A 13317-nucleotide genomic window follows, 5' to 3' on the forward strand; every position below is an offset into this window, starting at 1 on the left:
ACTCAGACACGGATCCCCCTCGGGATGGTCAGGCGCTGCACGATGGCGAAGACGATTTCGAAGACGGCGGCCACCACGAGACACATGACCGTGCCGATGAGGACCTGGGGGAAGGCGTTCGCCGCGCCGATGCGGGTGATGCCGGTGAGCAGGAGCTTGCCGAGGCCGGGTCCCTGGACGATGGACGCGACCACCGCGATGGAGATCGAGATCAGGGTCGTGACCCGGATGCCGTTGAGGATGACCGGCCAGGCCAGCGGGAGCTGGATCGTCAGGAGCCGGCGGACACGCCCGTAGCCGAGGCCGCGGGCGGACTCGAGGATCGAGCGGTCCACCGCGGTGAGGCCCGCGACCGTGTTCCGCAGGACGGTGTAGAGCGTGTAGATCGTCAGCACGATGATCGCGGTGGTGACGCCCAGCCCCGTGATGGGGAGGAAGAGCACGAAGAGCGCCAGCGACGGGATCGTGAGCACGGCGGCCGTGATGAGCAGCGAGCCCTCACGGATGCCGGTGGCCCACCAGTCGAAGCTGAACCGGTTGGGGTTCGGCTCGCCGGTGGAGACGATGAGGCCGAGCACCACGCTGATGATCGAGCCGATGGCGACGCAGTAGAAGACGAACTGGGCGTGCTGGATCGTGAGGTTCAGGATCTGCGCGCTGTTCTCGCCGAAGTACTGGAAGACGTTCACGACACTCCTTCCTTTCTGGTCGGAGGAACGGGACGGGCGGTCGGGGGGCGGCGCTGCCGGGGTGGTCGGGGAGGACCCGTCGCCGGGGGCGGCAACGAGGCGCCGAGGGCGCGGGAGAGATCGGCGGCGGCGCGCAGCACGCCCGCGCTGACCTCGGGGAGCACCGGGTCGATCCGCGAGTCCGGTCCGGCCACTCCCACGGCCGCGACCACGCCACCGGCGGCGTCGCGCACCGGCGCGCCGACCGCGAGCAGCCCGCGGTCCATCTCGTGGCGGGCGAGCGAGAGGCCGCGCTCCCGGTCCTCGCCGATGCGGGCGACGAGTTCGTCCAGGGAGCGGGGGGCGCCCGGGCCGGCCTGCGCGAGGCCCTCCGGGACGATGAGGCGGGCGACGGCGGGGGTGTCGAGGTCGAACAGCAGCGCCCGCCCGGTCGCGGTGCAGGACAGCGGCACGATGCGCCCGACCCAGCCGATGGCGCGGAGCTCGCTGTCGGGGGCGGCCGTCGCGACGGTCATCGAGGAGCCGCCGCTGCGCACGCACACCTCGACGCGCTCGCCGAGCAGGGCCGCCTCGCGTTCGACGAGCGCGTCGGCCTCGTCGCGCAGTCGCCGGCTCACCGCCCGGACGCCCAGGGAGAACAACCGGGTGCCGATGCGGTAGCGCAACGTGCCGGCCTCGCGCTCGACGAAGCCGGCGTCCGCGAGGAGCCGCAGCAGCCGCGAGATCTGGGACTTGTCGCGCCCGAGGGTGCGGGCGATCTCGACGACCCCGAACGAGGTCGGGACGTCCGCACTGCCGGCGGGCCCGCCGAGCCCGCGCGACTCCGGGTCGCCGAGGAGCTCGAGGATCGCGAGGGCGCGGTGCACCTGGCCGCCCTCGAGCGAGCCGCGCGCGGGGCGCTCGTCCTCGCCGGGGTCGGTGGCGTCGGCGCGGTCGGCGCGGTCGGCGCCGTCGACGTGGTCGGGCCCCGGCACGGACGGGGACGCGGAGGGTCGACGCGGCGCTCGCGGACTCACCTGGCCCCCTCTCGGCTCCCCTGACGCCGGGAGCGCGAGGGACAACGGTCGTTGTCTCCGTGACAACGGCCGCCGAGAGATTAAGGGGCAGGCCATCCGGTTGTCACCCGGAAGTTGGTTCTTTCTGGTTGATCCGACACGGGCAGGACGGAGCAACCTGGTCACGCACGGTCGAATTCGTTGCCGCGCGCGAGGGAACGACGCTGGTCAGGGGCGCGCCGTCTCGACAGGGTGAACGATCCGAAGCCGTGTCGTGACATGACGTGACATCTCGAGATCCACCCGGCTGGGCGGTACCCGAGATCGATGTGTTGCAGATTCTGCCGCCCCGGAGGGCGCGCTCAGCGCTCGCCGGAGGGGAGGGCGGCGGTCCGGTCGAGGCCCCACAGGTCGAGCACCCGGGCCTCCAGGCGGTCGAGCTCGCCCGCCACCGCGACGTGCGCACGGCGTCGGCGCGCGGTCGGCATCTGCTCGGCGGAGCGGACCGCCGCCTCCAGGTCGGAGAGCCGGTCGCGGGCGTCGCGGGCGAAGGCGCGGACGTCGGCGTCGCCCTCGCGACGGCGCTCGATCTCGCGCACGGAGGCCGCGAGGTTGTGCGCGCGGGCGTAGAGCGCGGTCCCGCGCCCGGAGAAGGAGGAGAGCTCGTCGGGGGCGACGCCGAAGCGCCGGGCGCGCTGCTCGTCGACGCGCGACCGCACGGCGCCGACCGCCTGGTAGACCAGCGGTGCGGCGATCGGCACGACGATCCGCGCGATGCCGATCCAGCGCTTCACCGTGGCCCCGGTGAGGTGGGTGTCCTCGGCCGCGCGGGCCTTCTCCGCCTCGGCCGCCTCCGCCCGCCTCTCGGCCGCCTGCCGGTCCGCCCTGGCGGCCTTGCCGGCCTGCTTCTCCGCCTTCGCCGCGTGCTTCGCGGCCTTGCGGGACCAGATGACGATGCCGTCGCCGCCGTCGAGCTCGACCGTGTGACTGGTGCGCCGTGCCATGGGGTCCTCCCCGCTCGTCCCCGGGAGGACCCGGGATGATCGCCTCGCGGGGACGGTTCCCCACCCGGGGCCGGACCCTAACGGTGGTACCCCCACCGTGGGCGGCGACACGGAGACCGTCGGGGGTCCGTGGCACCCTGACGACCATGAGCAGCTTCCCCGACGACCGGTCGGTGCCGGCCCCGGGCGCGGTGCTGCTCGACGCCGCGGTCACCACGCGATGCCGGCGCCGGGTCCACCTGGAACACGATCCGTCGGCCGGCCGCGCCGTCGGCGCCACCGGGGTCTCCGACGCCGGGCAGGTCGTCCTGCCCGAACCCGATCCCGGGGTCGAGATGCGGGTGGCCGATGCCGCGGAGCACCGCGCGCACCTCGCGGCGCGCTTCGCCGCCGAGCTGGGGGCGGCGTACCGCCGGGTGCCCGACGGGCGCCGGTCCGAGCGGGTCGAGGCCACGTCGGCGCTGGTGGCCGATCCGGCGGTGCGGGCCGTCGGGGCCGCGGAGCTGCCCCCCGGCGAGGGTCGGCGCGGGCACGCGGAGCTGCTCGTCCGGGCCGGGGATGACGACGGCGGGTGGTACCCGGTCATCGTGGTCCGCCACCGGGTCAGCGATCCGGGGGCCGGCGCGATCACCTCACCGCTGGACCGGCCGCACCCGTCGGCGGCGACCGTCGACCCCGACCGCAGGGTCCGGGCGGTCTCACGGGACGTGCTGCGCCTCGCCCACCTGCACCGCATGCTCGCGGCCGCCGGCCTCGGGGCCCGCCGGGCGTGGGGCGGGGTCGTGGGGCTCGACGCGGACTGCGTGGTGTGGACCGATCTCGCCGCGGGCCCGGGCCAGGAGGCGGGCCGCAGCCCGCTCGACACCTACGACCGGCGCTTCTCCGACCGGCTCGCCGTCGCCACGGCCGCCCGCAGCGGTGGTCCCGCGCTCGCGGAGCCGTCGCGCATCACGGAGTGCCGGCGTTGCCCCTGGTGGCCGGTGTGCGAGTCCGAGCTGCGCCGCGCCGACGACGTCAGCCTCGTGGTCCGCGGCGAGGACGCGCTGCGCCTGCGCGGGCGCGGCATCACCACCGTGCGCACCCTCGCGGCGCTCGACCCGCGCCAGGGGCTGCCGGAGCCCGAGGGCGTGGTGGGGGAGAACGCGGGCGGGGACCTGTCCACCGACCTGCGCGAGGCCGTGGCCCTGGCGCGTGCCTGGCGGGCGGACGTCCCGCTGGTGCGGCGCGTGCACCGCCCCGACGTGCCGCGCGGCGCGGTCGAGGTCGACGTCGACATGGAGAGCCTCGGCGAGGACGGCGCGTACCTCTGGGGCGTGCTGCTCTCCGGCGCGGACGTCGGGCTGGAGCACGGCTACCGGGGGTTCGCGACGTGGGACCCGGTGCCCACCCGCGACGAGGCGCGCTCCTTCGCGGCGTTCTGGTCCTGGCTCTCCGACGTGCGTCGACGCGCGGCCGACCGTGGTCTCTCGTTCCGCTCCTACTGCTACAACGAGCAGGCCGAGAACCGCTGGCTGCGCGGCTCGGTGGAGCGGTTCGGCGGCGAGCCCGGCATCCCCTCGACGGCGGAGGTCGAGGCGTTCATCGCCTCCGACGAGTGGATCGACCTGTTCCCGGCGGTCAGCACCTCGTTCCTGTGTCCGCACGGCAAGGGGCTCAAGCGGGTCGCACCCTCGGCCGGCTTCGCGTGGCGCGACCCGGAGGCCGGCGGGGAGAACTCGATGCGCTGGTACCGGCGGGCGGTGGGCCTCGACGGCGAGGCGCCGGAGCCCGCGATGCGCGACCGGCTGCTCGTCTACAACGAGGACGACGTCCGGGCCACCCACGCGCTGCGGACATGGATGACCTCGGACGCCGTGCTGGCCGTGCCGCACCTCGACGACCTGCGGCCCGACGAGCCCGGCCCAGGGCCGGACCGGCCGGAGCCGGTCGAGCGGGTCAGCGAGGCGACATGCGCAGGGCCCCGTCCATCCGGATGACCTCGCCGTTGAGGTAGTCGTGGCCGACGATCATGCCCACGAGCTCCGCGTACTCGGTCGGGTCGCCCAGGCGCTGCGGGAACGGCACGCCCTTCGCCAGGTCCGCGCGGAAGGACTCCTCGACACCCGCGAGCATCGGGGTGTCGACGATGCCGGGGGCGATCGTCATGACGCGGATGCCGTACTGCGCGAGGTCGCGGGCGGCCGGCACCGTCATGCCGACCACGCCACCCTTGGACGCCGCGTAGGCGATCTGGCCGATCTGGCCCTCGAAGGCCGCGATCGACGCGGTGTTGACCACGACGCCACGGGCGTTGTGCTCGAGCGGCTCGGTCGCCGCGATGGCGGCCGAGGCCAGGCGCATCACGTTGAACGTCCCGATCAGGTTGACGCCGATCACCTGGGAGAAGACCCCGAGGTCGTGCGGGCCCTTCTTCGACAGGATCCGACCGGCCGTGCCGATCCCCGCGCAGTTCACCACGACACGCAGCGGCAGGCCGGTGCCGACCGCCGCGTCCACCGCCGCCTGGACCTGGTCGCCGTCGGTGACGTCGGCCGGGACGTAGTCGACGCGCTCGAGCTTCTCGGCGTGGTCGATCGCCCTCGGCAGGTCGATGGCGATGACGTGGGCGCCGTCGGCGGCCAGCCGCCGGACGGTCGCCCCGCCCAGCCCGGACGCTCCTCCGGTGACGATGGCGGCGACGTCGGTTACGTCCATGGTGCGTGCACTCCTCGACAGGCTCGGGTCGGGTGGTCCCGCTCGCGCGGAGGCTATCCCCTCGACGGTCAGCACTGACCGTTACGGGTGGGGGTCACACCCGACCGAGCCCGGGCCGGCGTCAGGAACGCGCGATGCCGAACTGCCAGTCGTCGAGGTAGCGGGACGCGAACCCGGCCTCGCAGTAGGCGAGGTAGAAGTCCCACATCCGCACGAAGGTCTCGTCGAACCCGAGGGCCCGGACCTTCTCCTCGCGCTCGCGGAACGTGTCCCGCCAACGGTGGAGGGTCTCGGCGTAGTCGAGGCCGATCGTGCGGCGGTCGTCGATGTGCAGGGAGGTGTGACGGGCCAGCGTCTGCTCGATCGCCTCGACGCTGGGGATGATCCCGCCGGGGAAGATGTACTTGTGGATCCAGGTGTACGACGACTTGGTCGCCCGGAGCCGGTGGTGGGGCATCGTGATGGCCTGCAGGCCGAAGCGTCCGCCGGGCGCGAGCAGCCGGTCGATCGTGCGGAAGTACTCCGGCCAGTAGCGCTCGCCGACCGCCTCGATCATCTCGATCGAGATGGCCGCGTCGTACTCGCCCTGGGCATCGCGGTAGTCGCGGATGTCGATCGTGATCCGGTCGGAGACGCCGGCGGCCTCGGCCCGGGAACGGGCGAGCTCGGCCTGCTCCACGGAGAGGGTCAGGGTGGTGACCCGGGCGCCGCGCTGCGCGGCCCGGATCGCGGCCTCGCCCCAGCCGGTGCCGATCTCGATGACCCGTGAGCCCTCGCGGACCCCGGCCAGGTCGAGGATGCCGTCGACCTTGCGGTGCTGGGCCGCGGTGAGCGACTCGAGGTGCTGTCCGTCGGGGCCGACCGGGCCCTGGAACCAGGCCGCCGAGTACATCATCGACTCGTCGAGGAACAGCTGGAACAGGTCGTTCGACAGGTCGTAGTGCCGGTGCACGTTCTCCTGCGAGACGGCGGCGTCGGCGGCGCGCTCCTCCCGCGGCTGGCCGCGGTCGTAGAGCCGGCGCAGGTTGCGGACCGGCCGCGGGACCAGCGACTCGATGTGCTCGGTGAAGCAGCACATGACCCCGACGAGGTCCTCGGAGTCCCAGTCGCCGACCATCCAGCCCTCGCCCAGGCCGATGAGGCCCGCGGTGCCGAGGCGGGTGAAGAACGCCTCGGGGCGGATGATCCGCATGGCCGGGCTCGTGGCGTCGCCCGCGCCCTCGCTGGAGCCGTCCGGCCACACCAACCGCATCGGCATCCGGCGCACGGCCGCCCGCAACAGCGAGCGGGCGATGACCATCCGCACCCGGTTCTCGCCGGGATCCTGCAGTCCGGGCCAGACGCCCTCCGCGGGACGCGGGACGAGACGCGTGTTGCGCACCGGGGTCCGGTCGGGCACGGGCATGGTCGACGACACGGCGGTGGTCCTCTCGACGCTGGGGTCTCAGCGGGCGACGGAACTTCCGTCGGCAGCACCTTCGCGGCCGACGGCCCGATCGTTCGGGCTCATGTGGTGGTGATCTCGCACCGTCTGGTTTGCCACGCCCGGATCGTGCCGAGTGGATCTCGGGGGCACCGTGTCGGGTCCGCGTCGGTTACCGTGCGCGCGTCGGCGGATCGTGGAGGGGGTGGCCGGCCGGTGGACGCCAGCGAGGAGCTGCAGCGGCTCGACGCCGACCTCGCCGAGGGCCGGGTCGACGCGACCTCCTACCGCCGTCGCCGGGACGCGCTCGTCGCTCGCCGGCGCGAGGAGGAGGCGGCCCGCGCCGCCGCGGATGCGACGAAGGCCACACCCGCCGAGCCGCCGGAGGCCGCGCCATCGCCGGACGCCGTCCCGCCCGGCCCGGCCGCGCCGTCGGTGGACCCGCTCCCGGTCGCCCCGGTGGAGCCGACCGCCGACCCGCTCCCGGTCGTCCCGCCGACCGCCGACCCGGTGCCGGCCACCGGCGAAGGGCGCCCGCGGCCCACCTATCCGAGCGAGGGGGCCCTTCGGTCGGGAGGTTCGGGGGGCGCGGCACCGGCGACCCCGGCCGCCCCGCCCGCCCCGCCGACCGACGCGTTCCCGGCGCAGCGTCTACCCGCCCCGGCGGCAGCGGTCACCCCGCCGCCCGGCTCACCCCCCACGTCGCCCCGGGCCGACCCGTTCCCGCCGCCGTTCCGCTGGGGCCCGCCGGTCGGCCGGTCGGACGCGGACGCCACCCAGGTCGTTTCCGACACCGCCCCCGACACCGTCGCCGACACCGCCGACAGCACCCAGATCGTGCCGTCCTCGGAGTTCCAGCCCCCGACGTTCGGGCCCGCGCCGGAGCGCACCCAGGTCGTTCCGGGAGCGCAGGCGGGTCGGCGGCCGTCGGCGCCGGTTCCGGCGGCGCGCACCACCCCGCCGTGGGTGGAGCGGCCCCCGGAGCGGCAGGACCCGTCGTCGGGAATCGCGGGCTCGGACGTGTTCTACGGCGGGCGGCGGGACCTGGCGTCGACGCTGGGGACGATCGCGGTGGTGGTCGTCGTGATCCTGATCCTCGTGCTGTCTTTCACGCTCGGCTGACCTACGCTCCGCGCTCGTGGCGACGCTCGTGACCTTCCACGCCCATCCGGACGACGAGTGCATCACCTGCGGTGGTGTCATGCGGGCTGCGGCCGACGCGGGGCACCGCGTGGTGCTCGTGATCGCCACCGGCGGGGAGCACGGCGAGATCGTGCAGGACGTCCTGGAGCCGGGTGAGACGCTGGCGCACCGCCGGCACGCCGAGACGCTGGAGTCGGCCCGCATCCTCGGGGCGGCCCGCACCGAGTTCCTCGGCTACGTCGACTCCGGCATGGTCGGGACCGAGACGAACACGGGTGAGGGTGCGTTCGCCGCGGCCGACGTGGAGGAGGCGGCCGCGAAGCTCGCGGCGATCCTGCGCGAGGAGGACGCCGACGTCCTCACCCACTACGACGACCACGGCGGCTACGGCCATCCCGATCACGTGCAGGTCCACCACGTCGGACGGCGCGCCGCCGAACTGGCCGGCACGCCGCGGGTCTACCAGGCGACCACGAACCGCGACGAGATGCGCCGGCTGATGGCCATGGCCCGCGAGATGGGCCTGGGACTCGGCGACGGCGAGGGCCCGGACGAGCGCGAGATGGAGGCGATGGGCACCCCCGAGGCCGAGCTCACCACGCGCGTCGACGTCACTCCCTGGCTCGCCACCAAGCGCGACGCGATGCGCGCGCACGCCAGCCAGATCGCGCCCGACTCGTTCTTCCTCGCCCTGCCCGACGAGGCCTTCGCCGCCGCCTTCGGCACGGAGTGGTTCCTGCGGGTCGGCGAGCCCGCCGGAGGCCCCTTCGAGACCGACCTGTTCGGCGTAGCGTCGCAGCCATGAGCTGGTTCGGTCCCGACAAGCGTCAGATGGTCGACCCCGCCGACGCCCTCCCCGGGCGCCGGTCGCCGTTGCCGACCCTCGAACGCAGCCTGGTCAACGGCCGGCCGCTGAAGCCCCCGTTCCCCGACGGCCTGCAGACCGCGGTCTTCGGCATGGGCTGCTTCTGGGGCGCCGAGCGGCTCTTCTGGAACCAGCCCGGGGTGTGGGTCACCGCGGTCGGCTACTCCGGGGGCTACACCCCGAACCCGACCTACGAGGAGACCTGCACCAACCTCACCGGCCACGCCGAGGTGGTGCTCGTCGTGTTCGACCCGGCCGTGATCACCTACGAGCAGCTGGTCCGGCTGTTCTGGGAGGAGCACGACCCGACGCAGCGGATGCGCCAGGGCAACGACGTCGGCACCACGTACCGCTCCGCGATCTACTACGTCGACGAGTCGCAGCGTGCGATCGCCGAGGCCACCCGCGACACCTTCCAGCAGGCCCTGACGGCCGCGCGCAAGGGCGAGATCACCACCGAGATCGCCCCCCTCGGCGCGTTCTACTACGCCGAGGACTACCACCAGCAGTACCTGCACCGGATCCCGAACGGCTACTGCTCGATGGCGGGCACCGGGGTGTCCTGCCCGACGGGGCTGGGCGTGAGCACCGAGCAGCACTAGCCTCCCCGACCGTGGAGACCCAGATCACGGTCGAGTCCGACGGGGCCCGCCTCGGGACGACGTACCTGCGCGCCGACGACGATTCCCTCGCCGGCCCGGGCGGGCGGCCCTGCGTCGTCATGGCCCACGGCTTCGGTGCCACGCGCGACTCGGGCCTGCGTCCCTTCGCCGAGGCCTTCACGACGGCGGGTGCGGACGTCCTGCTCGTCGACTACCGCGGCTTCGCCGACTCCGAGGGCCCGGTCCGGCGCCACGTCGACCACCGGGCCCACCGCCGCGACTACCACGCGGCCGTCGCCCGGGCCCGGTTGATCGACGGCGTGGACCCGGAGCGGATCGTGCTGTGGGGGTCGTCGTACTCCGGCGGACACGTCGTCGCGGTCGCGGCGCAGGATCCGCGGATCGCCGGCGTCATCGCGCAGGGGGCCGCGATGGACGGCCTCGGCGCGCTGACCGAGATCCTCCGCTACGCCGGGCCGTGGCAGCTGCTCAAGGTGTCCGCCCACGCGATCGCCGACGCCGTGGGCCACGCGCTCGGGCGCCCCGAGCACCGGGTCGCGATCTTCGGGCCGCCCGGCACGGTCGCCGCCATCACCGCGCCCGACGCCGAGGGCGGGTACGGCTCGATCATCGGCCCGTCGTTCGTCAACGACATGCCCGCCCGGGACATCCTGACGATCCCGTTCAACCGGCCCGTCACGGCGGCGCCGCAGGTCCGCTGCCCGATGTTGCTGGTGGTCGCGGCGTCCGACTCGATCGCCCCGCCGTCCGCCGTCCGGAAGGTCGCGGCGACGGCCGGCGGGCCGGTCGAGACCCTGGAGCTCGACTGCGGGCACTTCGACGTCTACGTCGGTGAGCCGTTCGCGACCTCGATCGAACGGCAGGTCGCCTTCGTCCGGTCGAGGTAGCGACACCCGTCCGAGTGGCGTCGCGACCGAGGAGAAACACTTCCGCGACCGCGGCGATATCCCGGGTGTCAGCGGGCCGATCGGGGGCCCGCACTCCTCGGGGGAGAACATCATGGGCCGCCACCACACCGCCACCGCGCTCGTCGAGCTCGCCGCCGTCCCCGCGCCGCGGGTGCCGGGCGACGCCGCGCTGCGGTCGACGCCGTTCCCGGTGATCCCGGCGCCGCGTCGCGCCCCCGAGCCCGCCCCGGCCCCCGCCCCGGCCCCCGTCGCCGTCCCGGAGCCGCGCGGCTGGCGCGCCCGTCGGGCCGCGAAGGCCGACGCCGCGGCCGCCCGCGCCCAGGCCGTCGCCCTCGCGCACGCCCAGCGCCGCGCCCGTCAGGTCGCGTTGGCGTCGCTGGCCGACTGACCCGGTCGGCCGATCGTCCTGGTCCGGCCGCGACCACCCCGTCTCGAACGAACGGCACTCTCGCGCACATCGATGCTGCGAGAGTGCCGTTCGTGCGTTCCGGGTCAGGGCGTGGTCAGCCCTCGAGCACGTACCCGCGACCGCGGATCGTGCGGATGCGCTCGGCGCCGAGCTTGCGGCGCAGGTAGCCGATGTAGACCTCGACGATGTTCGAGGTCGGCGGGCCGCCCCACACGCGCGTGACCAGCTCGTCCTGCGACATCGCCTGCCCGCGCGGGTGGCGGATCAGCGCGTCGACGACCGCGTACTCGGTGCGCGAGAGGCTGACCGGCTTGTTCTCGACGAACACCTGCTCGAGAGCGGTGTCGACCATGACCTCGCCGCGCCGCAGGTAGAGCTGGGCGGTCGGCCGGTCGTCGCCCAGGCGCAGCCGCAGCCGGGCCAGGAGCTCCTCCATGGGGAAGGGCGTGACCAGGTAGTCGTCGTGGCTCGCGCGCAGGGTGGACACCGTGCGGTCGCGTGCCTCGGGGGAGGTCAGGGCGATCACCGGGGTGCGGGGGCTCTCGCGGTGCAGGTCCGCGAGGACCTCCACCGGTCGCAGGCCGCTCATCTCGACGTCGAGGACCACCGCGCGAGCGCCGCCGGCCCGCGCCGCGGCGCCGACGCTCCAGCTCTCGCGGAGAAGTTGAGGTTCGAAGCCGTTGGACCGCAACGCACCGACGAGCACGCTCGTTGTGCGGTGCGGAGGAGCCACACACAGCACGCGGCCCCGCTCCGCGTCCGCATAACGATTGGGTTGCATCGCCGACCAGGCTGCCCCGTGCGCGGCGCGGGGGCAACGAGCGCGCGCCGAACGGCGGTGTGTTGCGCACGACGGGCGGTTCCCTGAGAGCGAAGACCGGCGTCAGGAGCAGCGACTCCGCCGAGCGGAGCAGTGGATCTGCTTCTCGGCGCGTCTCGGCGTGCGGTCGACGGCAACCGAGGCCCTTCACTCTCAGATCACGGTCCGGTGACGGGCGGCGCTCCTAGCGTTCCGCCTCGCTCCCCCACCGCAGACGGCGACGTCCGGGCTCCCCCGGTCGACACCCCGAGCTCCGACCGACCGGACGGCGCCGTCGCGACCCGGATCCCGCTCCCCAGGGTCCGGGACCGAAGATCGTCTGGAGGTCGTTCGCCCATGCCCCGACGTGGACGACATCGCACCCGGCTCCCGCTGCGGCTCCTCGCCGCCGTCGCCGCACTCCTCGTGGGCGGCACCGCCGTCGTCCTCGGCGGGTCGGCACTGGCGAAGGACAACGGCGGCTCCGGGGGCGGCAGCAGCATCCTGTCCGCCCTGACCGGCGGGAAGTCCGACGGCGACTCGAAGGACTCGAAGGGCTCCGACTCCGGGGACTCCGACGACTCCGGTTCCGGCGACTCGCAGGACGGTTCCGGCGACTCCGACTCGAAGGACGGGTCGAAGGACTCCGATTCCGGGGAGTCCGACGGCTCGGAGAAGTCCAAGGACGGCGGCACCGGTCACGACGGTGACGGCAAGGACGACGGCGGCCAGGACCAGTCCCCCGACGAGGCCAAGAAGTCCGGGGACCAGAAGAAGGACGACCAGGACAAGCAGGCCAAGGGCGAGAAGAAGGTCGAGTTCCCGGGCCGCGACAAGATCCGGGCCGCCGGCGCGGACCGGTACGTCGACATCGCCGACGTGCCGAAGAACGACAACATCGGCGAGGGCGGCGTCTTCTCCAAGGGCAGCTACTCCGTCGACTGCGGCGTCAGCGACCACAACAACTCCGACAACTACATGGCGGCGCCGGGCAAGCGGAACGGCGCCCAGCACACGCACGACTACGTCGGCAACACCTCGACCAACGGCAACTCGACCGACGAGTCGCTCGAGGCCGCGGGCACGTCGTGCCGCAACGGCGACAAGAGCACCTTCTTCTGGCCGGTCCTGCGCGACCTCAACGGTGTCGGTGACGACGTCGGACGGGACGGCGGGAGCCTCGACGGCAACGTCGGGCGGATCCTGACCCCGCTGTCGGCGCGACTGACCTTCCGCGGGCACGGCGACTCCGACGTCACGCCGCTGCCCCAGCACCTCATGAACATCATGGGCAACGCGAAGGCCAAGGTGCAGGACGGCAAGAACGCCAACGCCAAGTACACCTGCACGGGCCACACCGACCAGATCACCGACAAGTACCCGATCTGCCCCACGGGGACGAACCTGGTCCGCGTCCTCGACTACCCGAGCTGCTGGGACGGCCAGAACCTCGAGTCGAAGGACCTGCGCTCGCACATGGCGTTCCCGGACGAGCGGGGCAACTGCGGTGACGGCTTCGTGCCGGTGCCCGCGCTGCGGATCGTGCTGACCTACGACCAGCCGGCGGGCCGGGCGTTCTCCATCGACTCGTTCCCGGACAACCAGCACGACCCGTCCACCGACCACTCCGACTACGAGAACCTCGCGTCGAAGGAGCAGAACCAGGCCGGTGCCGACTGCATCAACTCCGGGCGGAACTGCAGCAACGTCTAGCCCGCTGTAGCCCCGGCCACGCCCCCTCGCGCCCCGTCGTCCGACGTTCTAC

13 protein-coding genes are annotated in these 13317 nt (G+C 73.7%); 7 read left to right on the forward strand and 6 right to left on the reverse strand.

All coding sequences use genetic code 11. The annotated features are described in order from the left end of the window. Positions 1-2: 2 nt before the first annotated feature. From QSK00_RS28935 to QSK00_RS28945, 3 genes are all read right to left on the reverse strand, one after another. Complete coding sequence (locus QSK00_RS28935) at positions 3-689, reverse strand: ABC transporter permease (protein ID WP_285596696.1); 687 nt, start codon at positions 687-689, stop codon at positions 3-5. Beyond that, the gene (locus QSK00_RS28940; RefSeq protein WP_285596698.1) at positions 686-1663 is read right to left on the reverse strand and encodes an IclR family transcriptional regulator; all 978 of its coding nucleotides are present in this window, start codon (positions 1661-1663) and stop codon (positions 686-688) included. The genes QSK00_RS28935 and QSK00_RS28940 overlap by 4 nt, the downstream gene beginning before the upstream one ends. A gap of 383 nt (positions 1664-2046) precedes the next feature. Then, entirely contained in the window at positions 2047-2688 is a 642-nt protein-coding gene (locus tag QSK00_RS28945) for a DUF6474 family protein (protein WP_285596700.1), read from the reverse strand. 146 nt (positions 2689-2834) lie between these two features. Here QSK00_RS28945 and QSK00_RS28950 point away from each other — a divergent pair, with 146 nt between their 5' ends. Next, on the forward strand, positions 2835-4664 hold the full coding sequence (locus QSK00_RS28950) for a TM0106 family RecB-like putative nuclease (protein WP_285596702.1): 1830 nt from the start codon (positions 2835-2837) through the stop codon (positions 4662-4664). Here the strand turns inward: QSK00_RS28950 and QSK00_RS28955 are convergent. Together QSK00_RS28955 and QSK00_RS28960 are read right to left on the reverse strand one after the other, a co-directional pair. Continuing rightward, positions 4624-5382, reverse strand: a complete 759-nt coding sequence (locus tag QSK00_RS28955) for an SDR family NAD(P)-dependent oxidoreductase (RefSeq protein ID WP_285596704.1) — start codon at positions 5380-5382, stop codon at positions 4624-4626. The two genes, QSK00_RS28950 and QSK00_RS28955, sit on opposite strands and share 41 nt — an antisense overlap. A 121-nt stretch (positions 5383-5503) precedes the next feature. Then, positions 5504-6799, reverse strand: coding sequence for a class I SAM-dependent methyltransferase (locus QSK00_RS28960; RefSeq protein WP_285596706.1), 1296 nt, complete (start codon positions 6797-6799; stop codon positions 5504-5506). Between the two features lie 222 nt (positions 6800-7021). Between QSK00_RS28960 and QSK00_RS28965 the strand changes: the two genes are divergently transcribed. The 5 genes from QSK00_RS28965 (at position 7022) to QSK00_RS28985 (ending at position 10732) form a co-directional block, all read left to right on the forward strand. Beyond that, positions 7022-7927 carry a hypothetical protein gene (locus tag QSK00_RS28965; protein ID WP_285596743.1) on the forward strand — a complete coding sequence of 302 codons (906 nt, stop codon included), beginning with the start codon at positions 7022-7024 and terminating at the stop codon, positions 7925-7927. A gap of 16 nt (positions 7928-7943) precedes the next feature. Beyond that, the gene (locus QSK00_RS28970) at positions 7944-8753 is read left to right on the forward strand and encodes a PIG-L family deacetylase (RefSeq protein ID WP_285596745.1); all 810 of its coding nucleotides are present in this window, start codon (positions 7944-7946) and stop codon (positions 8751-8753) included. Then, positions 8750-9415, forward strand: a complete 666-nt coding sequence (msrA, locus tag QSK00_RS28975) for a peptide-methionine (S)-S-oxide reductase MsrA (RefSeq protein WP_285596748.1) — start codon at positions 8750-8752, stop codon at positions 9413-9415. The genes QSK00_RS28970 and msrA overlap by 4 nt, the downstream gene beginning before the upstream one ends. 11 nt (positions 9416-9426) lie before the next feature. Then, positions 9427-10323, forward strand: a complete 897-nt coding sequence (locus tag QSK00_RS28980; protein WP_285596749.1) for an alpha/beta hydrolase — start codon at positions 9427-9429, stop codon at positions 10321-10323. Positions 10324-10435: 112 nt separating this feature from the next. Beyond that, a complete protein-coding gene (locus tag QSK00_RS28985; protein WP_285596751.1) occupies positions 10436-10732 on the forward strand; it encodes a hypothetical protein in 297 nt (98 codons plus the stop codon). Positions 10733-10847: 115 nt separating this feature from the next. Here the strand turns inward: QSK00_RS28985 and QSK00_RS28990 are convergent, their stop codons facing one another. Beyond that, on the reverse strand, positions 10848-11486 hold the full coding sequence (locus QSK00_RS28990; RefSeq protein ID WP_285596753.1) for a response regulator transcription factor: 639 nt from the start codon (positions 11484-11486) through the stop codon (positions 10848-10850). 423 nt (positions 11487-11909) lie between these two features. On the opposite strand from QSK00_RS28990, the gene QSK00_RS28995 reads away from it, so the two are divergent. After that, positions 11910-13265 carry a DUF1996 domain-containing protein gene (locus QSK00_RS28995; protein WP_285596755.1) on the forward strand — a complete coding sequence of 452 codons (1356 nt, stop codon included), beginning with the start codon at positions 11910-11912 and terminating at the stop codon, positions 13263-13265. The last annotated feature ends 52 nt before the right edge of the window (positions 13266-13317 follow it).

Source organism: Actinomycetospora sp. NBRC 106378 (genome assembly GCF_030269685.1).
GTDB lineage: Bacteria > Actinomycetota > Actinomycetes > Mycobacteriales > Pseudonocardiaceae > Actinomycetospora.